Here is a 24,707-nt window from a genome sequence, read left to right as displayed (position 1 = left end):
TTACCAATACAATCCTTAGTACCCATTGTTTTCCTATGTTCGTTAATTTCCAGACGTCGAATATAGTCATTTAACCGCGAAAAATGACGAATCATAGTCACTGGGAGATTAGTAGGAGTTAAGGAGGAGGTTGAATTATTTGAATATAAAGACACAGAGGTATGATGATCAAAAAAAACATTGCATCCATATGGTGGAAGACAGTTAATTTGATTCACACTGTTATTAGTCATTGGGCTTGCATACAGCGGAAGCACGAGAACACTGTTCATAAAGGATCAATGTTCATTTTCGTTTCAAGAATATGATGAATATTATAATAGCTAACGTCTCAAATTTCTGAATTCCCTAAAAAAGATTTTTAGTACTTTTAACTCGGTAAAAAAGAGGGATTTAAACTAAATCAATTAGTGTTAAGATGTTTTGGGATTTGTAGAAAAATGTAGAAATTAGTCTAATATTATCCAATGAATAATATTCTATTGAAGACTTATCTCCACAATCTTCTAAAACTGGATGAGTAGTCGAATTCAAATAATGAGTGGAACCATTTTAAATTTTATGAGGTGATCTACCTATATTGTATTAATGTATTTCATGTGAGGGGAGGGATAATTACTATAATGTATACTCAAATGAATAAGGAAGATTAGGTAAAGGACAGTATGAATAAACACGAAGTTAAGGTTGTGAGTTAAATGAATAAAAAACCGCCAAATATGAATCGGGCAGGTGCCTTTTTGTTCTGTACTTTTTCACTCCTATTTTCAATAGTATTTGTTCGTTTTCTTTATATACAAGTAACAGGAGAAATAGAAGGGAAAAATTTAGTTGTAGAAGCATCTAATAAATATTTAGAGAATCATATATTAAAGGCAAATAGAGGAACGATATTTGACCGTAGCGAACATGTTCTAGCACAAGACACTCCTTCATATAAAATAATAGCGATTTTATCTGAGTCAGTAACATCTAACCCTAAAAAACCCAACCATGTTGTCAACAAGAATAGGACGGCTGATGTGTTGTCTAGATATATCAAGTTAGAAAAGACTGAAATTTACAAACTATTAAATAATGAAGGGAAATTCCAAGTGGAATTAGGAGCTGTAGGTAATGGAATTTCTACCGAAATGAAAGAAAAAATTGAAAAGGAAGAATTACCGGGAATTACGTTTCTTACTATAAATAGACGGTCCTATCCAAAAGGGATGTTTGCTTCTCATACCATTGGTCTCACTCAAGCCGATGCGAAGAGGAATGGGAACACACAAAACGAGGGTATAATGGGCATCGAAAAAAGTTTAAATACATACCTTAGTGGTAAGGATGGTCAGATAAGATATGAAAGTGACTTTTGGGGGTATCTATTACCGGATTCAGAAAAGACCATCATTCCCCCAGTGGATGGTGATGATGTTTATTTAACCATAGATGGAAACATCCAAAAAATTTTAGAAGATGCATTAAATTCCGTTGATAACGAGTATCACCCTAGAAAAATGTTTGCCATTGTATCTGATCCCACTACTGGAGAAATACTGGCAATGGCCCAAAGACCATCATTCAATAATGATACAAAAGAAGGTATACGTGACAGTTGGTCAAACTTCATAGTTGAAACCTCTTTTGAACCAGGATCCACTATGAAATCATTCTCTTTAGCCGCTGCAGTGGATAGTATGGTATTTGACCCACAAGAATATTATAAATCCGGGCAGACTTTTGTAGATGGCTACCCTTCACCAATAAAGGATTGGAATAGAGGGAAAGGATGGGGAACAATTTCGTATTTAGAGGGACTACAACGGTCCTCAAATGTAGCTTTTATTAATCTGTTAGGAAAAATAGGAACAGATGAGTATTACACTTATTTAAAATCATTTGGATTCGGTAATAAAACAGGCATTAACCTTCAAAATGAAGCAAAAGGAATAGTACAATATAACAATCCAATCGAAAGAGCTACTACAATATTCGGTCAAGGAAGTACCGTGACAGCACTTCAGATGATCCAAGCAGGATCGGCGATTGCTAATGGTGGGAAAATGATGAAACCATATGTAGTTTCACGGATAGTAGATAGGGATTCAAACAAAATCGTTAAAGAATTTCACCCAGAGGTCATAAGGTCTCCAATTACCAAAGAAGCTGCTGATAAAACACGGGAGTATTTAACGTCGACTGTCACGTCCGATATAGGAACAGGGAGCAAATTCCAATTGAATCATTTTCAAGTCTCTGGTAAATCAGGTACTGCCCAGATACCAAACCCAAATGGTGGAGGATATTTAACTGCATCCAATGAATATTTGTTTTCATTTTTGGGGATGGCTCCAGCGGATGATCCTGAACTGATTGTTTACGTAGGGGTGCAGGAACCTGATTTACCACCAACAGAAATTGGATCAATACCTGTTTCAAAAGTATTTAATCCTGTGATGGGAGATAGCCTGATGTACCTTAAACGTATAAAGGCAGATAGCAAAAAAGAATTGTAAGTGGGTACTCTTATCTCCCTTACAGAAGTAATACAAAAGATGGCATAAGGCCTCTCCTTCTTCAAAAACGATGGATAGAGCTGGCTAGGATTCTCGTAAAACTCCTATGAAAAGAATTCATAAAAGATATAAATCATTATTTCCATGACCTTAGTTGACTGGTAATGAAGTTAGTTTCATGGAAATTTCTCGATAATAGGCACGGATATCACTTAATCCAACAGTGTCATACAAGCTCAATCCTATAAAATCGGCATGGTCCCATCTATATTGAGTCTTATGATAATTCCAAACGCCTTTTTCAGCCGTACTTTGTGCAGGTTGAGCCTTGTGTCCATTCGGATATTGTGAAGAAGGAACGCTCACTAGACCGTCGTTTGGCCACCATGAAGAACCAAGTTGATTATTTCCATATCTTCCAATGTAAAAGCCAGAAGGATATAATAGTGGATTCATTGAAGGGAGGGGGAGGTTGTACCCTGTTAAGGGAGAATGAAATGTAGCATCCCCTGTATAAGAAAAATAATAAACATCTGAATACGTTTTCATTTTTTCGTTCAGCTCTTTTGCTCCTTCTATTGAGAGGTCATATTGACTTGTATCCTTTGTTTTCCAGAAAGGGCTGTTATACATTCGTTCTATATACGAATAAGTCGGTTCATTCACCTCTCTCTTCAAACCCCAATGATCCAGTTTGAAATCATAGTTAAAAGATTCATTAGAATGCTGGTCTGCCAAATTAACATATTTGTATACAAACCCTTTTAGAAAGGGCATAAAGTTTTCTAGTTTATTAGCAAAAGGAGATCCATCATGAGGAGTCGCCAAGGTTGTGATGCTATGAACCCAATCTTTTCCTCCATCGTAAAGACTGGACATTTGTTGAGCATGAGGATTCTTCTTATGAAAATCCTTTTCTTCTTTACTGCCAGATTTCAGTAATTCCAGCAACATTCTTGAAGTTTGTCCACCCATACTGTGACCAAGTAGATGTACTCGATTCTCCTCATCCCAATCCGTTTTTTCTCCAGAGTATTTCTTCCCGAAACGATGGTGATTATGTTGTAAAGAATGAGCAGCCCCATAGTCAACGGTACCACCCTTTATATAGGCAAATAATTCAGCTGCTCGATCCCAGTTACTTGATACAGGTCCCACTGCAGCTGTAAATGTTTCAAATCCTTGATTGTTTAAATCATTTTCTATATCATGAATTCCCCCCCAATAATAAAAATTAGACACTTCTTCTTTCCCCCAACCACCTACTCCATGTATTAGGAAAATTGGGTAATCATTGCCTTCAGATTCTCCGGTACTTGCATACATTTTCCTTTCTTGAAACAATAAGAATATCAAAAACAAAATGACGATCATCTTACTTAAATTAACCATAATTCCATTCTCCTTTATCTGAAATTTCATACTATTAAGATAGTATAAATGTATCTATAAGCCAATAGGCTAAGTGTCATGTCAGCCTTTAGAACGATAATGTCACTTAGTTCTTCGGGATTGATGTTGATTTGGACCATTCACTTCCTACACGACAAAGGTCAGATTTGATTATCTGGGCTTCTTTTTCGTACATAAAAACGCGTGTAGGAAATTATTCTGTGATAAGCAGGTATAGTGGTCTTCAATCGAAGAGTTGAATGTAGGTCTTTTTTCTTGTTTCGACAAAACTTGATATTCTTTTAAGCATACTAACTTCACCGTTGGATGTTGGATATGTATAATCGGATTCAACATTATTAGTCAATTCATAATAATGTAATCTCGTAGGGAGGAGGGTGTCAGTTGAAGATCTGAAATAATGTTTGGAATAGTAGGTAATGAAATAACAAACAGGAGGAAATGAGAATGATGAAGAAGACTTTAATATCTGGTTTATTGGTAACGACGGTATCTGCTAGCTGTATGATCCCCGTAGGTGCATCACCTGCAAACCCACAACAAGAATATTTAAACTCTATGACTCAAAACACGATCTCGAACAACACCCTTTCCAACTCGATCCGAACGTTAGGATCTCAGACCCCGCTTATTCAAGCATATGGACTAGTCATATTACAACAGCCTGAAGTGAAGATTGAGTCGATGCCCAGCATAACAAATCATCAATTATTCGCCAAAAACAATGTAAGGGAATGGGTTGATGAGTACAACCCTAAGTTAATTGATTTGAATCAAGAAATGATGAGGTTCAGTTCAAGGTTCGATAGTTATTACAGCAAGCTGACTGAACTATCGGAGGAAATGAATGATGATCCACAGGCGAAAGAAAGCTTTCAATATGCTTTTGGTAGACTTCAGGCTCAAGCGCAAAAGATTGAGGGAAATATGGATATGACTTCATTGGAACTAATTCGTTATAATACATTGCTCATTCAAGATAGTGAAAATTTTTCAGAACGTGCAAATGCTTCGATTCAAGCTTTGCAAGGTGTAAATGGAAACATCCCACAAATTCGAGAAGAGATTAAACGAATTCAAGATGAAATACAAGCTGAGCTCACCATCATATTAAATCGTCCTCAGGAAATAATTAACGGGTCAATCAATATCGGAAAGCAAGTGTTTACAGTTACCTCCAATGGGGCTCAAACGAAAACCGTTGATTTTGTATCAATTGAACACCTTAGCAACGACCTGATCGACCTTTCTGATAGCCAAGTATCTGCGGCAGCTTTAACCATTCAGCAAAAACAACAAGAGCTGATTCCATTGATACAACAGTTGTCCGATACACAAATTCAAGCAACCCAGATTACTCTGATTGAGGATCAAGTTGATGGATTTACAGAAATGATTAACCGTCAATTAATGATATTGGACTTTTTGAAGACAGATTGGAAAGCATTCAATCATGCTATGAAAGAATTGATGAACATGACATCAACAGATGAACCAGTGGATATAAAGGCTTTACAAGAGAAATTATCACACTTTAAACACATGAGTGACGAAATGGACAAGCAAACAAATCAATTCGAAGATTTCGTAACGAATGTAAATGTTCGATAGTTTATGAATTTCAATAAGAGGGAGAGAGGAATATGAAAAAAATACCATTTAAAATAATGACGTTAACAGCTTTACTAGCTTTATCGGCAAGTAATATAGTCCCTGCCAAAGCATCGGCAACAGAAGCTGCTACTAAATCGAATCAACCAGTCGTGGCCATAAACCATGAAGTTGAATACCCGGGTTATTCATTAGGACCCGATGGCCTTAGGGATGCAATGGAACGTACAGGTTCAAATGCCTTAGTAATGGACCTTTATGCATTAACGATCATAAAACAAGCCGATGCGAATTTCAATGGTATCACGACTGTTAATGAAGCTTTGAAATCAAGCATCGTCCATCACCAATCCGTTGCCAGAACGAATGCAAATTACTGGTTGGATGACCTTAAACCCAAGCTTATTACAACAAACCAAAATATCATCAATTATAATACAAAGTTCCAAAACTATTATAATACCTTAGTTACAGCAGTGGATAACCAAAATAAAGAAACCTTGACAAAGGGACTGACAAGGTTGTCGAACAGTATTTCAGATAATAAAGCCAGTGTAGATGAGCTCATACTGGAATTAAGAACTTTCAGGGACAAAATGACCGCGGATACACAAAACTTTAAAGGGTATGCCAACCAAATCACGTCAATTTTGGCAAGTCAGGATGCAGGTATCCCTCTGATGCAAAACCAATTGACGACGTACAATCAGGCAATCGACAAATACAATGCGATTATTATTGGATCCTCTGTTGCAACGGCTTTAGGACCAGTTGCAATCATCGGAGGTTCCGTCGTTATCGCCACTGGTGCAGGAACACCTCTTGGGATCGCATTGATTGCCGGAGGTACAGCAGCAGTAGGAGGAGGGACCACCGGAATCATACTAGCGAAGAAGGAAATGGACAAAGCACAAGAAGATATCATGAACATTACTGGTCAAATTTCTCAGGCTCAATTACAAGTAGCAGGGTTAACCAATATCAAAAATCAAACTGAATATCTGACAAGTACCATTGACATTGCTATTACTGCCTTACAGAACATTTCAAACCAATGGCATACGATGGGATCCAAGTACAATTCGCTTCTTCAAAATGTTGACGCTATCAGTGCTGATGATTTGATTTTCATTAAAGAAGACTTAAGTATCGCGAAAGATAGCTGGAATAACATTAAAGAGTATGCAGAAAAGATTTATGCTGAGGATATCAAAATTGTAGATACACAAACTCTTTAATAGAAACAGTGGAGATCTTCTCGAAAAGGGGATCTCCTATTAAATGAGCAAGGGGAGTGTTTACTTTGAAGAAAGCCCGGATTAATAAACTGTTCTCATTTATTATAATAATGCTATTTTTGTCATATAGTCTGATACCACACCAAGCTTTTGCTACTGAAAATGGAACCTATTCTTTAGGTCCTGATAATTTCCAGAATGCCATGGAGAGAATGGCATCCAATGTGCTGATCATGGATAGCTATTCCCTTACGTTGCTAGAACAAACTCCTGTAGATTTTACAGGTTCAAATTTCATCAGTGAAAATATTAAAGACAATATCAGGGTCCATCAGGAAGATTCACGAATGAATGCCGACCGATGGACAAATCAACTTAAACCTCAAATGGTGGATGTAAACCAGGATATTGTTGACTATCAATCTCTTTTTGAAGTACATTATCTTAATTTACTAAGTGCGATCAATATTCATGACACGGCTACTTTCGAAAAAGAGTTAGAAACGTTATATGCCACCATTTTAGAAAATAAAGAAAATGCAGATAAACTGTTAGTTAATTTCATTGACTTACGAAATGAAATAGGAGAGGACATGCGTAATTTTAATGATGATCTCAATACAATTTCCAGTATTATTACGAGTCACGAAAGTGGGATTCCACTACTCCAGCAACAAATACAACAGCACAATGATGCCATCAAAAAGAACAAGGATATGATTGTTACCGGTGGACTCCTATGTCTGTCACTAATCGGATGTATTGCCGGAGGGCCAATGATTGCTACAGCCAAGAAAAATATCGATTTTGCCAACAAAGAAATACAAAAGCTAAACAAGAGAATTTCAGATTCACAGTCAGCCATAAGTACGCTGACAACTATAAACAATCAGATTAGATACTTAAATGAGACAATAGATACCGCCATCACATCACTCCAAAATATTTCGAATCAGTGGAATACTATCGGCGCGAAATATAACAGTCTATTAAATAATATTGAAATATTAAGTCCCGATGATTATTCTTTTATCAAAGAAGACCTTAATATTGCAAGGGATAGCTGGGAGGACCTTAAAGAATATGCGGACAAATTATATGAAGGAACTCAGAAAGTAGAGGAAGATTTACATTCAGTTGCAAGTTAAATAAAGTGATTATCAGAAATATCGATCGCTTGGTATACCTAAGACGTTTGTAGACGAATAAAAGCTTCCTCTCAATTTATGAGAAGGTGAGGCAGTACACGACTTAGGCAAGCTTCATATCGTAGTATGTTACGAGGGACAGATAAGCACAATATTAAAGCTAAAAAAAAATTCAAGAAAAAAGGAGATAAAGTTCAAGCTGAAGACCTTTTAAACAACTTGTTCCAATGTTGAGGATCCTCAACTCTTCTTAAACATTGAATCAACGTGGTGTTTCCTGGACCCCGGAGTAAAACAGTATCCTTTCAGTGAGGATGAATTAGAAGATAGTTCGGAAGAGGAGAAATTTCTACAAATCATTCGAATGAGAAGACAACTGGTGACAAAGGTAGAACTGGTTGACGACAATGCTCTCCACTTACTCATTCAATTTGAAAACGATTATTCCTTATTTATAAGCGGAAATCATGGCGAATTTGAATGTTGGCAAGCAGGAATTTATGGAGAAAGTGAACTGATAAGTGCACTACCGGGTAAAGACTTGGCGATCTGGGCTCCGGATACTCTCCCTGAGTAGTGAATGCAAGTATTCCTGTTCGAAAAAAATTTGTCATCATCATAGGTATCACCCTTTTAAAGTCAACTTCCAATTAATGAATCAGGGTGCTTTGATAAGTTACTAGGCAAGTAGTAACAAGTGAACTCTCTAATCATATGAAATCGAGCATGTTAGATCTCATGCTCGATTTTTTGTAGATAAAAAGACCCTTGGATTACCATGGCCTTACTTTTGAAAAAAGCTCTCATCTGCGAGGAACCAAGGTACCTGTCCCTGTGGGTCCCTGATTTTTGTCGAATGTTCGTGATGAATGGAAAGGATTTCCCATAAGGATGTCGAAGAATTAGAGTAGACGCTTTTTCTTAAAGGAGACCTGGTATGGTAGAGACTGTCCATCATTTAATTTTACATGTGGTATTTATTCTATTTACGATTCTTGTATTTCAAATGGTTATGAGTGAATCGGACAGCGGCACAAAAGGTTTTCCCGTTAAATTCTTTCTCATGAATTTTGCTATCTTAGTGTTTACCATGACCTTCCCCGTTGTTTACTCTAGCGGATATGTGTACGATTTCAAAGTGATTCCCATTATCCTTGCCTTTATTTATGGCGGTAAGAGAGTGGGGGTCAGTACGTTCTTCGCCATGCTGGTGATCGGTTTCTTTACACACCATGTATGGATTTTTTTGCTCGTGAATTATGCGATTTATGGTGTGTTGCTGGTCCCATTATCGAGATGGTATAGAAAGTTGACCTGGAAGAATAAAGTGCTCCTGATTTCGGTCTTTTATTTGTTCATCCCGGTTACAAGATCCCTGTATTTACTTCAGAACAATGAAGTAGGGCAGCTCCCACTTGTGGCAAGCTCTACCTTGATCATATGGATCACGCTGATCCTGACCATGTATCTGATTGAAAACCGGCTGGAACAAACCAGGATCAAAAAAGAGCTCATGAAGGCTGAAAAGTTTAATGTAGTAAGCCAGTTGGCGGCTTCGGTTGCGCATGAAATCCGAAATCCCATGACGACTGTAAGAGGATTCATGCAGCTCTTGCAGAGAGAAACATTAACCAATCAACAAAAGAGCTTTATTGACATATCCATACAGGAATTGGACCATGCACAAGACGTCATCAATCAATACCTATCCCTTGCAAAGCCGCAAACGGAGGATTACGAGGTGTTCAGTCTAACCGACACCATGAATGAATCCGTTGACGTGATGTCTACATATGCTGTCATGAACAGCATTCAAATCTATCGAAACATCGAAAATGACCTGATGATCAAAGGGATAAAGATTGAGATGAAGCAAGTACTGCTCAATCTTCTGAAAAATGCCATCGAGGCGGTAAAAGAAAATGGAGAAATCACCGCGGCCGCCACTGTACATAAAGACGGCAGAATCATGATACTGATTCAAGATAATGGATCAGGGATGTCTCCGGAACAACTCAAGGTATTGGGAAGACCCTATTACTCGACCAAGGAAAAAGGGACGGGACTCGGTTTGACCTTTTGCTATCAAATCGTCAAAAGGTTGAAGGGTGAAATAGAGGTGGAAAGCGAGCGGGGAGTGGGGACGACGTTTCGGATTTTCTTGCCTGGGAATGTGTAGGGAAATGGCATGTTAATGAATAGGCTTTTATGATACATATTTTTTTGAGGTGGTTGTTTGTTAGTTAATCTTGTATTTATGTTGATTGTGGTAAACTTGTACTTTTATCAAATATATATTAAAGCTGAGAAAGACGATTCGATCAAGTTCAGTCCAGAGTCACTGTCCACATTAGCAAACTTTTTACATTTAGGAGCGATTATAATCACCCATATCAAAAAATTTTATAAGCTGGGTAAAAATTCACTAATTTAAATAATCAATAATATAAAATGAAGCAATAGAGGAAGAATCCTGACATTTATGTCGTTCGTCAGAAGGAGAGGCTTTAGTTTGTGATTTCTTATTTCATTTGTTTCTAGTTTACATAATATATATTATAGGAAGTTAATCTAAAATGAATGATTGGGTCTCAAAAGGCTAGTATACGCCTTATATTGAGACAGAATAAAAATTTTGGTAAATGAGACACTTCCCATAATAAATGATATTGAGAAGTTTTTGCTGTGTGACTTCTCAATAATGATTCCGGATAATGTTCTGGACCTTCCTGATAAGTCTCCGGCATGTTTCGATAATCCGTTGGTTCGGGATAGAATTTTTTGGTACCTTCAAATAATAATCATTTGGAGGTCTTTTCCATGGAATATCAACAGGCTTTGGATGAATTTTTGCTGTATCTCGACGTTGAAAAAATTATTCCAAAAATACCCTTGCCAGCTATGAAAGCGATTTAACGCTTTTCATGAACTCCTGCAGGATCATAAGCGATCGACTGTTTTGAGCGATATGAACCCCTCCTTCGTTCGCCGGTTTATTGAGCAGCAGACTCTTCAGTGGTCTGATGAAATAGAAACGTCACTTCTTGAATCTACACATTGTATAATGAATTTTGTTGTATCTAACTTTTTTAATTTGTTAATTTCATTGTCAATTTCAGATAAACGTTTTTCCCATTCATATTGAAAAAGTTAATTCTTTTAGGATCTAAGTAGTTTGTAACTTGACCACTCATCTTATCCCCTCCTTTCATCGTTTTATTTTCAACATAAATTGAGGTATATTCTTTTTATTACAAAATCTTTGTTCCTGCTGAATAAATTCTCCTTCAGTTAGAATACCTTCTATAATTAGTTCCTAAATTTTGGATAAGTCTTTTTGTACAAATGTAACCAACATAAAAACACCTCCTGACTTAGTATTCACTAAATCAAGAGGTATCACCTTTTTTTCTAATAGAAGCTGGATATGTCCCAGCCTCTTTTGACTGACTAAATTACTCTTTTCATCCCTAATCGAGAACCCGTTAGCATGTAAGCTGAACTTCCTAAAAATCTCAAAGTCTACTTCCTTTTTGCTTATTAATTAAAGCAATGATAACAAAAATAAATATTGACGGGATTGTAATGTAAAGTAATACATTTGATGCAATGACAGTGTTGAATTCAGCAAATAGTGCACTGACTGAAACACTAAAAAATATCATAACAAAGGCCATCTTACCAATTATATATTCACCTTTACTTGGATTCTTAAAAAAAGCAATATAGAATAGATATATTGAAATTATTATCAATATAATCCCAAACACATAAGCGGGTATCAACTCGTACAAAGTATACATCTATGAGCCCTCCCTATATAATTTTACTTTAATGATTCTGGAAGGTAATTCGATGGGCGCCAGCCGCTCTGACTCGCATAACCTAGTGTGGCGGTGACACCAATAGAGTCCTGGCGAAGCTTCCCACTAAGTTGAGCATAGATCTTTGTAGTCTCACTTTTCTCATGTCCCAAAAGGCTTTGGGTCACTTCCAGAGGTGCGCCGTTATTAATTAAATGAGTGGCGCTTAACTATGTCTTAATTGATGAGGGTGAATGCTATTCTTTCTGTTATCAATAGGCAATCTTCTTGATCTACTCTTTCATCCAATTATCGTTTCAACCAAAGGGAACATCGAGTATTAAAATAGACTCCTCTCTCTTTGTCACCTTTCTCATGAACAATAACAGAGTTAGCTGAAAAGTTTATGTCTTCTCGGTTAAGTTTAACAATTTCCCCTATCCTGCCTGCAACCTGTCGAATAAAAAATTTTAAAAAAGGCATTTTCCAGGGAGCTATCGCAAGCTTCCCTTAAGTGTTCAATTTCAAGATCCGTATAAAACTTAGGAATTCTTTTTCCTATCTTCGGTTCCATTAACTTAGCAGCTGGATTATTCGATGCCCAAGGCTCGCCGGTTTTAAATGGTCTCCTGAATTAATCAAATAATTCTTCAATTCGTCGGTTGTAAAGTCCTTAATGCTGATATCACCAAAGTGTTTTAACAGAAGACTGTATTGAAAACAATATGCTTTCAACGTTAACGGAGAATACCCTTCAATCTTTTTATCTAACTGATACTTTTGCCAGGCTTCGGATAGTCTCATCACGTTACTATCTCCTACAAGGCTGCCAACCAAGTAAACTTTGGTTTTAGTACGCCCATTCGGAAGATGATTAATACAAATCTATGAAAAAAAGGTCGATTTTTATAGGAACACATAAATGAATATCGATCTTACATTAGCGCATCCGTTAGTTCAAGAAGAGCATAGATTTTTCCAATTCTCTCAAGCATAATGATAATCTATTCTTAATCATATCTTTATCACCCATTTGTTGTAGTGTCTTAGGGGGCAGTTCACTTTTATTTAGTGTTTCATAGTGTTCATGAGTTTCTAACAATACCCATAATACATATTCCTCCATTAAGCGATGATACAGTTTCTCTTTGTTTTTTGTGTATCCTTTCATAAAACCATCGGCAATTCTACTCATTATTTTAGAATTGTGGGCATAGGTATGTTTTTGGTATCTGGGTGCATTGGAATATGCAGGAATTAGAAATTTGTAACAAAACACAAAATATCCAGCATATTTCAAATCAAAATCTAAGCGTGGATATGGATCAATTAAAGAAGTATCTTCTAAGTTAAATATAATATTTTCTGGTGTTACATCTTGATTTACTAATGATATCTTTTGTGGAAATTTGCGTCTTTTATCAATTATGTTGATTACTTTATCTACAACTCTTTTTCGATCAACTTTTAAATCTGTAGTAGTCAATTCATTTAATACATTTAAATAGTTATCGTTATCATTTTGCCAAATTAGGTTGGTTTCTTGTTGAATATTCCCTTCAAGTTGTTTACCATTCCATATAATATTTCCAAATCCTTTTATTTCGGGAATTTTTTCATGCATATCCTTAAAGAATTCCCCTAATTTTTCTCCAATGGCAAAGCCCTCAGAATGACTGAGATACTGAAGTTTTTTTCCATTACCCATATAACTTTCTATCGTAAAAACCAATGATTCTTCATAAAAATAATCAAAGAATAAAGGACAAATATTAAAAGAAGATCGGTTAGCCTGATGATAATACACTTTTGAAGATTCATACTCAGTAATCAAGTCGATCTCATGATATTCTTGTAGTTGTCCATAAGAATTCTTTTTTCTTATTCTTAGTACAAGATCTCCTCCATGTTTTCTTTCTATTTTATAAACATTGTGCCAGGCACCTTCACCAATTTTTGTTATATGTTCCATCGCTGAATTTTCAATGTTCAACTTCAAAATAGCATCCCTTAATTCTTCATTTATCACTACAAATTATCCTTTCTTTAAACAAATTTTTACTGAATTAAACTGCTCCTTTAACTGAACAAAGAAAAAAGCTGAAGATCAGATACCCGAACGAACTTCCGCTATAGCCCCCGTTAATGGAATATCGCTCAATAGTTGCCCAATGACAACAGACACTTGTAGAGGTTAAAGTTGATGACCACGACTTTCCAGGAAATTTACATTCCATACATACAGAATTAGAAAAAATGCTCTAACTTTATGTTAAACTTAAAAAAGTAATTGTTATTGAAAGGAGAAATGTCCTTACAATGGAGAAAGACTGTTGCCCTGAAAAGGATACACTTATTTTACGCGGCACGCTAACTAAGAAAGAATTTACAAAGCATGGGGATTATCATTTTAAGAAAATCCTCCATACGATTTTTTTTTCGTTCATGATTTTTTCCTTCCTCACATTCGTAATCGCAACTTGGAATGCGGAAGACCTTGATGATGTTTTCAGTTATATCTTCTTCGCATTGTTTTCGCTGATTTTATCAAGCGTTCTTCTAATAGGGTTAAAGATTATAACTAAGCTAAAAGCGTACAGAGAATATAAAAGTGATCCCCTAGTTAAGAGAGAGATAACTTATATAATTAGTTCTCAGGAGATTCATCAGAAAATAGGCAAGTCAAACAACTATCTAGAATGGGAACAAATTCGCACAGCATATGAAAACACTGAAATGTTTCGGTTATATGTATCAAGAGCAAAAGCTATTGTTCTGCCCAAAAGGTACTTTGCATCCGAGGAAGAAATTCAGTTATTAAAAAGGCTGATTACAAAAAATTTGAGTAAGGACAAAGTGAAGTTTTAGACTCCACTTATTCTTTTAAAAAACCAGGGCAACTTCCCACTTAAAGTTGCCTTGGTTTATATTCAGTTAAACTCCCTCTATAAAGAAAGAGATAACTCTTGTTTTCTCGTTTATTCTCAATATTCCTAAGAGATTTAAATAGCTAAGACATTTGAGGTATGGATAGATGTTGAAAGTAAGGGTAATTTTGGGCATAAAGAGAAAAAGAAAGCTAACCTACCTAGCCACTTCAAACCAAAAAGTGGTTAACTAGTAAAAGTATGGTCGCACTGGTGGATCTCCACAATTCTCACGGAGGTCAACCCTCCCATTTCTCCCAGAGTCTATGCTCTAAAATTCCTTCGTCCAACCTTTCCATGAGGTGGATGTCAGTGATGCTGCCCGACAGGGTCTATGCCCGTACTTTAACTGTTTTACTGACTAATCCGTGCTTCAAATGTCTATGACTATAATCTTTAGAAAAATACTAAAAAACAACGGTGAAACTTAGGCTGCGGCCTGTAATGAAGCCAGATGAGGAATGTCTTTCAACATTCTTTCTTCACTAAATTCACAATGCTTTGTGCCAATCGCAAATAAGATCCGTATTAGCTTGTTACAGATGGCAATCATGGACTGCATCTTCTTCAAAGGGTTACTCTGTCGAGTAGTATAATAGTGATGTAAAGCTTTAAAGGCGGCATTCTTGGCGACCAACGGCATAGCTACTCGGAAGAGCAGAGCCCTAAGTGCCTTCCTTCCTCGTTTCGTAATTTTCGTTAGTCCCTTATGCTTTCCAGAGGTGTTCTCCTTCAGGCTAAGTCCAGCCAATTTAATGATCTGGCGGGGATGGGAGTAGTTTCTAATGTCTCCTACTTCCGCAAAGAACCCTGCCACTGTATCCCTGCCTATTCCTGTGATAGCTAACATCTGTGGAACACCAGGAATCTTTTCAAGAAGTTCTTCTATATCAGAATCTAGTTCTTCGAACCTTTCGATTACCAACTCATACTTTTCAAGTAAAGTGCGAAGCTCTAATTTAGCCATCTTCAAACCTTCCCGAATGCCAATTGAGTCTTTGGCAGCTCGTTTCAGCTCTTGAATTTTACGGAGTCCAACCGCACGTTTTACAGTCTTTCTAAGATGAGTCAGAATGTCTTGATCCGATAAAAGTTCCAACTCATGTGGTAATACTTTTAACTTCAATAATTGTAGTGCTGCTTTCCCTTCCCAATCCTTAAAAACGGTCAAGAATTCAGGGAAATAGCGATCTAACCAGTTGTGAATTTGACCCTGAATCGCTTGTAAATCTACAGTCAAAAGGTCGCGTAGTTTTCTGGCTACACGAAGTTCTGCATAAACTCCTTGCGGAATATTTGGTTCAGCATACCTTCCATCCTTGACTAACTGGGCAATTACTTTGGCATCTTTCACATCGTTTTTGGTTGGTGAATTATCATCCAATTCCTTCGACTTCTTAACATGCATAGGGTTCACCACGACAAACTTAATCTCCTTTTCTTTCAGGAAATGGGCGAGATTAAGCCAATAGTGTCCTGTAGGTTCCATTCCTATAATCACCTTGTCCATCTTATTTTGGTTCATCAACTGATTGATCCAATTGAGAAACAAGTCGAAATGGGCTTTGGTATTGTCAAAGTGACAAGGGGTTCCAAACTCCAATCCCCTGAAATCCTGAGCTCGTGCGACATGCTTGAATTTCGCAATGTCTACACCTATAATTAGCGTTTGAGAAGTGATTTGAGCAATCTTTTCATTTTGGTTATAATTCATTATGAAGGCCTCCTGGTAGATATGATTTCGTCCGTTTTGCTTGCCGGCTCTGGACACTCATATCATACCAAGAGGTTATTTTTTTGTTCAAACCCCATTTTTCTTCATAACAGGAATGCTGCCCAATAATTGAACAATGACAATCAATTAGCTGATCTTAGTTAATGTTAGCAATAGGTAAGCGTTTAAAGTTATCTCGGGCTTTCCCCCTGCTCCTCACCGCACGCGCTGCCCCTTTACGAAAACACTACATTTTAACAATTTTTAACAAGTCAGTTCTACTTTGCGTTAAGTACCAATCGGAATTTTGCTTCAAATTAATATTGATTCTTTCTATTGTTTCAATATTAGGTGTAAGTTCCTTAATTATACTTCCTTTAGGAGAGACAATCATTGTTGAACATCCTTGTTCATCGCTAGTAATATTAGAAGATACGACATAACGTTGATTTTCTGCAGCTCTGCTTATTAAGTGAGCATCCCAAACTGGTTGTTTTTCGGGTCCAAGTGTATTAGTTAAATAAAAGAAGATTTCTGAACCTTGTAGTGATAAGAATTTCCATTGTTCAGGAAATCTAATTTCTCTACATAACTGAATTGAACATTTTATTTTTTTCTCATTTATTTCAATGTAAAAACAAGATAATTTATCTCCAGCTTTAAAAATTTCTCTCTCATGATAGGCTAAATTAACCTTTTTGTATGTATGCTTAATTCCTTTAGGAGACAAGTAAAAACCAGCATTATACCAATTACCTTCCTCTACAATACAAGAACCAAAGATTAAATGAACGTCTTGTTCTTTGGCTGTTTTTTGTAATTTGGTTATGGCGTTTTCAATATCTTTCATAATGTCTTTGTGGAGAAAATCAAGGTTATCTGAGTAGCCCGATAAACATCCTTCTGGAAATACTACAATATCCCCTTTTGATGAATGTGAAATTAACCCCAGCATTTTTTGTAGATTTTCAAGTATTTTAAAAGATGGTTCAAATTGTGCCAATGCAATATTCAAATTCAAAAAATTACCGCCTTTATAGTTATAGTTTGTTCGATATAGATACCTATAACAACTGCCTTTTTTCAACTTTACTGCCCATTACTTGAATAAGAAAATGCATTGCTTCCCTGTTAAAGGAATGGACCTTAGAATAAAGCTATGTAGAACTCAGTAGTTAATCTTCTAGAGAATTTTTTAATAACTCTGCTAAAAAGTCTCCAAAATTCTCTGCAATCATTTCAAATGATTGTTCTTTTATCGAAAGTCCACTGATAAACGAAACAACGGGTGCATTGTCATCATTATTACTTTGGACTTTGGAACAATCCAGGCAGAAATACTCGCCATCATTAGCGAAATAAAAGCAAATTAGATTATTAGGCAAACTATCTGTTTCCCTTAATTCTTTGGTAATCCAAATCATATTCGGAACTCCCGTTTCATCTGTTCCTAGACCATAAATTTCTTGTCCAAAAATATCTCCCAAACCATATTTCTTTAAAAACACCCTATAACTTTTAGGAAATTTCACCTTTAATTTATTTTCTGCATCAATTATTGTTTGTTCATCGATTTCACCAATAAAATCAGCTTCTTCTTGGTTAGCTTCTATAATTTCTATTGCTTTATTTATTGACATTTACTCTCCTCCATACCAATCCATTTTTAACTTATATTAACACCAATCCTTATTCAACTAAACTGCTCGGATAATTGAATAAGGAAATAACTGGTGTTTATTTATTCTCCTCTTAGATAAAAACTAAATTTGTTTAAAAGAGATGCTATACCAAATATAATTAAATTCATTCTTGAATCCAATATTTTCTGCAAACGAAACAGAAGGTTTATTTATTTCCATACAATCCCAATACGGAGTAATATTATTGTCTATAAGTTCATTTACAAATAAATGAGCAACCTTTTGTCCGAGCTTCTTTCCTTGATGATGTTTTAAAGTTTCAATATCAACACCATGTACGATTCCAGCTACTACACCAGAAAAACACACACTTACAATTTCATTTTTATAAACGGCAATATACCCAATACCATCCTCTAAAAATTCTTCAAAGGAATTCCAAAACTCCAAGATTTTCGAGCGTAAAAAATTAATGTTTTCAAACGATACATAACCTTTGTTTTCAATGATATCTTTGGTAATTTTTATTACTTCATACCCCTGCTCAATAACAGGTTCATTTTGCTTTCTATAATCGGTTTTTTTAAATTCATAAACCCTTTGATTGTAAGCTTTCATATTTTCACCAAATACTTTTTTAAAAGTATCATTCCATTTCGAATGATTTCCAATCGCTTCAAAAGCTGTTAAACCTAATTTATAGGCATCAAGTTTGATTACTGTATTAAAAAAAACGTATAATTCGAAATTAAATTCCTCATTTGCTTCATTCCCAATAAAGATAAAACCATTATTACTCCCCAACCAAATGAATCCAGACGTAGGAGAAATAATGTCATCAACAAATATGCGACCAGGATGCGATCCTTCGATTACAGCTTCTGCTTCTAAGGGTCCTTTTTCATATATTAATTCTCTACACTTGTAATAATCAGACTTTTCAAGTTCTGAAATCATCGGTCTTCACCCTCTCTTGCATATTAAAATGTTTTTTCAGCTTTTTTGAACTAATACTAATTATTTCAAAAATTTCGAGCTTCGGCAATGCTCTTGTTCCTAAATTGGACAAAAAGACGCAATCCCCTTTGGGATTACGTCAGCTTTTAGCACTGCTTATTCTAGTAACCTGTACTAAGTCCAAAATGATATTAAATATTTTCTATCAGCCCATCCATTTGTATCTCTGCAATGTCATTTCCAACAACCCAGTCTTGGAAGTCTATCTCTAATAATTGTTCACTCTGAGCAATTGTGGTAACAACCTTCCCTTCATTAAAAGAATATGAAAAGGTATGAAGAGTTCCAAATAGAGCTTTGTAATCTCTAAAAAACAGAGGAGAATCTTTGACTGAGAACTTATATACCAATTCAGCCTGTGTCAATTCAGCATCCTGGATACCTTGTAAATAGTTGTTTCTCCTAATCGATCCTTCAATTGACTGCCTATTCTTATGTATATGGTTCTCTTGTTGAAAATGATTCGTACATGTCAAATGATCCGAATGTTCTCTTGTAATAACTCCTTGTGGACTTGCCTCTACTACCGCTAGCCCCTCTTTTCGATCTCCCATTGAGAAATTGTAACAAGCAGAATGCGGCAGCTCTTTTAACAGGAGAATAGCCTCATCCACTGAAGAACAAGTATCGAGAACCATTCTAATGGAAGTCCAAGCGGATAAACCTTTAGTGTGTTCCATGTTACTTACAAAATGTAATCCAACAGCAAGTCCATGTTCATTAACTCCATCATGCCTTCCTATTCCTTGGAGGTTGTATCCAGCTGAAGCATATGAATTATTAGATTTAATTAAGCTAAATAAACCATCATATAAGAATGGAGAAAAGTCATAATTTCTAACATAATATTCATTTGTAATTACTGCAGAACATCCCATTGCGGCAACTCTTGGTAGATCATAACCACTAAATAATGCAGCAGCCTTATTAAATGGAATGCCTACACCTTCTGATATTCCCTCTAGTTCCTCAAGCAGATGGGGAGAGATTGAAGAAAAAATTGATTTCAAACTTACATAATCAATTTCAGGTTTCGTTATTGCTTCATAAGAATTCATTACAGGTGTATCTTTAAAAAACTTTCCTATTTCAAGGCCAATATCAAATGAACTTCCTCTAGTTTGAAGTATTCTTACATTAAAATTAGACATTTTCATCCTCCCGCTTATATATTTTGGATTCTCTACCAATTATTTCAAATTACATTCGAACTGACAATCCTTTTATTCCATAAAAAGTCCTAATACAAGAAGAAAGAGCCTCACCCAATGAGGGCCGAAGCTCTGACATTATAAAAATATTGGCAATAGAAGTCTTGGCCCAGCTTCCTACTAAGTTGAGCATAGATCTTTCTAGTCTCACTGTTCTCATGTCCCAAAAGGCTTTGGATCACTTCAAGGGGCGCACCGTTATTAATCAAATGAGTCGCATAGCTATGTCTTAATTGATGAGGGTGAATGCTCTTCTTTATACCGGCTCGTTTAGAAACCCGTTTTATAATGTATAGAATCATATCAATGCTCATCCTGTGTTTGGGTTTTCTTTCTGTTATGAATAGGCAATCTTCTTGATCGTCTCTTTCATCAAAGTATCGTTTCAACCAACGGGAACAGCGAGTACTTCTGCCAGGCTTCGGACTGTCTTATCACGTTATCATCTCCTACAAGACTGCCAACCAAGTAAACTATGGTGTTAGCATGCCCATTCGGAAGATGATTTATACAAATCTATTAAAAAAAGTTCCTTTTTTATAGGAACACATAAATGAACATCGATCTTACATTAGCGTCCCGTTTCTTGAATACTCAGTATCAAGATATTCAGTTGAAGAACATTAAGCTTTCATTTTGTTCATGACTATCTTTCTGTACATACCATTAAACATTACGGGCGTATCCTCTATAACAGATAAAACCTCTTTGTTTTTCTCATACAATGTTTCAAAGTTTACACCGATATCAGTGCCTAATAACCTGATTAACGGTCTAATTGCTTTCTTCAGAGGAGAAAGGTTCTTTCCTTTAGGTGAAAATTTATCAAATATTAAAATTTTTCCCTTCGGTTTTAAAACTCGAATCATCTCTTTGGTGCATTTGTCTGCATCAGGAACAACTGATAAAACAAGACTACCTACCACAACATCAAATTGATTATCCTTAAAACTCATATTTTGAGCATCCATTTCCAAGAAATTTATTGAAGAATCTTTGAATTTAACTTTTGCTTTCTCAAGCATTTCGTAAGAGTAGTCTATTGCTGTAATATTTAATTCTTTATGTTCTATTAGTTCCAAGTCTGCTCCAGTTCCTACACCAACGAATAGAATATTTTGATTTTCAACAAACTTTTCCCCTTGAAATATCTTATTTCGAGCTTTAAGGAAATTTCCCGAATTAAAAAACTTATCGTAGATTGGAGACCAAAGTTTATATATGATTTTGTTCCATCGATTATTCATTTTTCACCTCTTTATCAAAAACGTCTTCTAAAGCTAAACTGCCCACTTAGGAGCATTAAAGGCTTCTTGAATATCTACAATTATGAGCGCATAATTGTTTCTATCCAATTTAAATAACCTTGCTTCTGAATATTCTCCTAAATGAACAACCCAATTTCCTACTAGGAAATTGGGAGCTGTTCGTAAGACAATTACTATGTTTATACGACTTTATCTATAAGAATTATGAGTAGGAGTGAATAATTCTTCTTCGGAATTCCGTACAATTGAAAAGTGTTCAACATTGTAATGTCCATGTAGTGTGTGGTTATGGTGCTTGATGATTTGTTCAGCACTTACTACCTCATTGTCTGTCGTAGAATGGCCATCCCCGACTAATGTGACATCGAGCCCACTTATAGTGGCAGTTCTAACAGCACTGTCAATACAATGTTCAGTTGCACATCCCATAATCACCAGATGTTTGATTTGAAGAGATCTTAGGTGACTTAGCAGCCCTGTTCCATGAAAAGAATTTGTAGCAGCTTTGTCGAAGATTTTAGATTCTGCTGGCACATTAATTCGTTCATGAATTTGAAACCCTTCACCTTGACCTTGTGAAACATCCGTGTCTCTTACAAAAACAACAGGAATATCAAATAATTTAGCCTTTTCAATAACTATATTTACATTGGAAATCAACTTGGATTTGTTAAAAACAGCTTGTGTTTCCTGATTTCCTTCTATTAATTCTTGTTGTACATCAATAATAAGTAATGCTTGGTTCAAATGATTTTCCCCTTTCAGATTGGGGGAAATGCTTGGTTATATATTAGTTAGGCAATTCCCCCGTAGTATTTATTGCTATTATTTTTTTGTCTTTCATAATATCTACCTCCTGTATAAATGATAGAACTGAAAATCAAAAGGGGATTTTCAGACAACTAAATTTTATCATAAGACAGAAGCAAAAGGATAGTTTTCCCAGAATTTTTTCCATTAAATGGCCCGTTTGTGGAAAAAGAAAAAACCCTGATATAACTTACAACAGGATTTGCTTTTTTTACAATCTTTTTTATAAACGTCGAAACTTTCTTCAAAACATCCTTTTTTGCTTCGCATCTTTATTTTATAGACACAATAAAAAGCCCTAACGAATTGTTGCTTTAGAATAAACTTTGATCAAAAACATCTCACAAACCTTAACACCATCACTAAAAAAAGAATCCATTTTGAAAATAGATGAATCAAAATGGATTCTTCTCCTGAAGACTCAATGTAAATTTTTATAAAAAAGTTCAATCATTTTCTACTTTTGTTATTCGACAGTCGCGCCCGATTGTTCAAAACTTTCATCCTTGTAAGCCTTAACAAATACTTTTTACGGGAAAAGCTTCTCATTTGATACAATAAGAATCAATTCTTTGAAGTTCATTTTTATCATTAAAAATATAGACATCACAGGCTGAAACAAAAGATAATTGTTCACCATTGCGAATAAATTCAGCTGTTCCATTTACTGCAACGCAATTTTTTTCGGAAATTACATTCAATGTAGTGAATTTAGTGGTTATAGTTTTGAAATAATTTGATGTTTGCTTGCATTCTTCTATTACAGCTTCCCTACCTACTAAGGTTTTGTCACCAACGATATTCCATTCAATATTTTTTGCTAGAAATGGAAAAGTACGCTCAAAATTACCATTAGAAAATGACTCTGCTATTTGTTTTTGCGTGAGAGCATGGCTTTCTGAAGTCATAGTTCAATTCCTCCTCGAAATATTCTTACTTTAAGCGAACATAATTGCTAAGGATATACCATATAAGTCCCTATCCCGAACCAATAATAATAGGAATAAACTGATAAGAAGAAGTTTATTAACTTCTAATATATATTATCGGAAGTTAATTCAGTATGACTGAATAGGTCTCAAAAGGCTATACGCTTTATATTGAGACGAAATAAAAATTTCGGTAAATGAGATACTTCCTATAATAACTGATATTGATAAGTTCCTGAGTTACTTCTCTATAATGGTTCCAGATTATTTTCTGGATCTTCCTGATAAGTCACCGGCATTGTTCGATAATCGCTTGACTCAGGATAGAATTTGTTGGTACCTCCAGATAATTATCATTTGGAGGTCTTTTCCATGGACTATCAACATGCTTTGGATGAATTTTTGCTGTATCTCGACGTCGAAAAAAATTATTCCAAAAATACCCTAACCAGTTTTGGAAGTGATTTAACGCTTTTCATGAACTTTCTGCAGAATCGCGTCGACTGTTTTGAGTGATTTGAACCCCTCCCTCGTTCGCAGGTTCATCCAGCAGCAGACGCTTCAGGAGCAAAACAAACCACGAACGGTGTGCAGACGTATTTCCAGCTTGAAATCGTTCTGTCAAAAAGAGCACATGATGTCATCCGACTTTATGGCCGGGATTCAATCACCCAAAATGGATAACAAGCTCCCTGTTTACGTGAACTTTGAATTACATCGCTAGACCCAAAATATCCCCATTTAAACACTCACCTGTTTGTTCATATTTCTAAGGAGAGCGTCAGGATGCTTAGACTATGCGAGAATAGTAAGCTACATCGGCAACTCTGCCGTGTAAATGCGATTCAGGCAACACCGCTACCAAAGTAAATCCTAGTCTTTCAATTAACTTTTTTGACTTTGTATTTTTATTATCTATAGTCGCGCATAGACGTTTAAGGTTTAATGTGCTTTTACTATGCTCAATGACCGCGGAAACCGCTTCATACGCAAAACCGCCTCCCCAATGCTCTCTCATGAAGCGATAACCAATTTCGCCAAGATAACCTTCTGCTATTTCTGGAATCATTACATCACCGATAAATTCATCAGTATCTTTTAAGGCGACAGTCCATTTTGTTTCAGTACGATTCCTCACCATTTCTAACATTGAGTGTTCATCACGAGGGGGATTAATTCCAAGAAATTCTCTTACTTCATCATTGTTAAACATTTTAAGCATATTGGGAATGTCTTTTTCCGATCTCGGACGTAAAACCAATCGTTCAGTTTGAATTTTCGGTGCTTCTTTTTTTGCCATGATTTATCCCAGCCTTTCGTACATTATACAAATAATCTATCAATGTGGACGGTATTGAGCTTCATCGTTTGTTATCTCCTTATGAAATTTATAATATAATTCGATACCAATTATTTGGATCCTTTCTTCAAGTAACCCGCTCCTTTAGTCCAATAAATAACTTCAACAAAAAGA

Annotated in this window: 18 protein-coding genes and 2 pseudogenes; 7 read left to right on the top strand and 13 right to left on the bottom strand. The window is 35.7% G+C overall.

What is annotated here, in order from left to right:
• The first annotated feature begins 698 nt into the window (after window positions 1-698).
• Window positions 699-2,501 (top strand): peptidoglycan D,D-transpeptidase FtsI family protein, encoded by a 1,803-nt coding sequence (locus tag LS684_RS22595; protein WP_233811974.1) that lies wholly within the window; start codon window positions 699-701, stop codon window positions 2,499-2,501.
• 150 nt (window positions 2,502-2,651) lie between these two features.
• Here LS684_RS22595 and LS684_RS22590 read toward each other — a convergent pair whose 3' ends face one another.
• A complete protein-coding gene (locus LS684_RS22590) occupies window positions 2,652-3,893 on the bottom strand; it encodes an esterase/lipase family protein (RefSeq protein ID WP_233811973.1) in 1,242 nt (413 codons plus the stop codon).
• Between the two features lie 471 nt (window positions 3,894-4,364).
• Between LS684_RS22590 and nheA the strand changes: the two genes are divergently transcribed.
• The 4 genes from nheA (at window position 4,365) to LS684_RS22570 (ending at window position 10,090) form a co-directional block, all read left to right on the top strand.
• The gene (gene nheA / locus LS684_RS22585; protein WP_233812145.1) at window positions 4,365-5,525 is read left to right on the top strand and encodes a non-hemolytic enterotoxin subunit A; all 1,161 of its coding nucleotides are present in this window, start codon (window positions 4,365-4,367) and stop codon (window positions 5,523-5,525) included.
• Between the two features lie 32 nt (window positions 5,526-5,557).
• A complete protein-coding gene (gene nheB / locus LS684_RS22580) occupies window positions 5,558-6,763 on the top strand; it encodes a non-hemolytic enterotoxin subunit B (RefSeq protein ID WP_233811972.1) in 1,206 nt (401 codons plus the stop codon).
• A gap of 65 nt (window positions 6,764-6,828) precedes the next feature.
• Window positions 6,829-7,911 (top strand): non-hemolytic enterotoxin subunit C, encoded by a 1,083-nt coding sequence (gene nheC, locus LS684_RS22575; RefSeq protein WP_233811971.1) that lies wholly within the window; start codon window positions 6,829-6,831, stop codon window positions 7,909-7,911.
• 937 nt (window positions 7,912-8,848) lie between these two features.
• Window positions 8,849-10,090, top strand: coding sequence for an ATP-binding protein (locus LS684_RS22570; RefSeq protein ID WP_233811970.1), 1,242 nt, complete (start codon window positions 8,849-8,851; stop codon window positions 10,088-10,090).
• A gap of 1,647 nt (window positions 10,091-11,737) precedes the next feature.
• On the opposite strand, the pseudogene LS684_RS22565 reads toward LS684_RS22570, so the two are convergent.
• Window positions 11,738-12,518, bottom strand: a pseudogene (locus tag LS684_RS22565) (tyrosine-type recombinase/integrase).
• A gap of 148 nt (window positions 12,519-12,666) precedes the next feature.
• Window positions 12,667-13,743, bottom strand: a complete 1,077-nt coding sequence (locus tag LS684_RS22560) for an aminoglycoside phosphotransferase family protein (RefSeq protein ID WP_233811969.1) — start codon at window positions 13,741-13,743, stop codon at window positions 12,667-12,669.
• Between the two features lie 290 nt (window positions 13,744-14,033).
• Between LS684_RS22560 and LS684_RS22555 the strand changes: the two genes are divergently transcribed.
• Window positions 14,034-14,582: a YcxB family protein gene (locus tag LS684_RS22555; RefSeq protein ID WP_233811968.1), complete on the top strand. Its 549-nt coding sequence runs from the start codon at window positions 14,034-14,036 to the stop codon at window positions 14,580-14,582.
• Window positions 14,583-15,068: 486 nt separating this feature from the next.
• On the opposite strand, the gene LS684_RS22550 is transcribed toward LS684_RS22555, so the two are convergent.
• From LS684_RS22550 to LS684_RS22510, 9 genes and pseudogenes are all read right to left on the bottom strand, one after another.
• On the bottom strand, window positions 15,069-16,355 hold the full coding sequence (locus LS684_RS22550; protein WP_233811967.1) for an IS110 family RNA-guided transposase: 1,287 nt from the start codon (window positions 16,353-16,355) through the stop codon (window positions 15,069-15,071).
• Between the two features lie 247 nt (window positions 16,356-16,602).
• A complete protein-coding gene (locus LS684_RS22545) occupies window positions 16,603-17,376 on the bottom strand; it encodes a carbon-nitrogen hydrolase family protein (RefSeq protein WP_233811966.1) in 774 nt (257 codons plus the stop codon).
• Between the two features lie 154 nt (window positions 17,377-17,530).
• A complete protein-coding gene (locus LS684_RS22540) occupies window positions 17,531-17,995 on the bottom strand; it encodes an SMI1/KNR4 family protein (RefSeq protein WP_233811965.1) in 465 nt (154 codons plus the stop codon).
• A 123-nt stretch (window positions 17,996-18,118) separates the two neighbouring features.
• Entirely contained in the window at window positions 18,119-18,955 is an 837-nt protein-coding gene (locus tag LS684_RS22535; protein WP_233811964.1) for a GNAT family N-acetyltransferase, read from the bottom strand.
• A 191-nt stretch (window positions 18,956-19,146) separates the two neighbouring features.
• Window positions 19,147-20,166: a C45 family autoproteolytic acyltransferase/hydrolase gene (locus tag LS684_RS22530; protein ID WP_233811963.1), complete on the bottom strand. Its 1,020-nt coding sequence runs from the start codon at window positions 20,164-20,166 to the stop codon at window positions 19,147-19,149.
• A 110-nt stretch (window positions 20,167-20,276) separates the two neighbouring features.
• Window positions 20,277-20,636, bottom strand: a pseudogene (locus LS684_RS22525) (tyrosine-type recombinase/integrase); the annotation flags it as partial.
• 213 nt (window positions 20,637-20,849) lie between these two features.
• The gene (locus LS684_RS22520; RefSeq protein WP_233811962.1) at window positions 20,850-21,473 is read right to left on the bottom strand and encodes a class I SAM-dependent methyltransferase; all 624 of its coding nucleotides are present in this window, start codon (window positions 21,471-21,473) and stop codon (window positions 20,850-20,852) included.
• Between the two features lie 210 nt (window positions 21,474-21,683).
• On the bottom strand, window positions 21,684-22,241 hold the full coding sequence (locus tag LS684_RS22515; protein ID WP_233811961.1) for a cysteine hydrolase family protein: 558 nt from the start codon (window positions 22,239-22,241) through the stop codon (window positions 21,684-21,686).
• Between the two features lie 608 nt (window positions 22,242-22,849).
• Window positions 22,850-23,212, bottom strand: a complete 363-nt coding sequence (locus LS684_RS22510; RefSeq protein ID WP_233811960.1) for a nuclear transport factor 2 family protein — start codon at window positions 23,210-23,212, stop codon at window positions 22,850-22,852.
• Window positions 23,213-23,605: 393 nt separating this feature from the next.
• Here LS684_RS22510 and LS684_RS24370 point away from each other — a divergent pair, with 393 nt between their 5' ends.
• Window positions 23,606-23,749, top strand: coding sequence for a site-specific integrase (locus tag LS684_RS24370; protein WP_225003235.1), 144 nt, complete (start codon window positions 23,606-23,608; stop codon window positions 23,747-23,749).
• A gap of 274 nt (window positions 23,750-24,023) precedes the next feature.
• Here LS684_RS24370 and LS684_RS22505 read toward each other — a convergent pair whose 3' ends face one another.
• Window positions 24,024-24,533: a GNAT family N-acetyltransferase gene (locus LS684_RS22505; RefSeq protein WP_169214942.1), complete on the bottom strand. Its 510-nt coding sequence runs from the start codon at window positions 24,531-24,533 to the stop codon at window positions 24,024-24,026.
• Window positions 24,534-24,707 lie beyond the last annotated feature (174 nt).

It is taken from the genome of Cytobacillus spongiae, from assembly GCF_021390075.1.
Note: the sequence above shows the minus strand (reverse complement) of the source record. Positions and strands in the feature narration are given on the sequence as shown.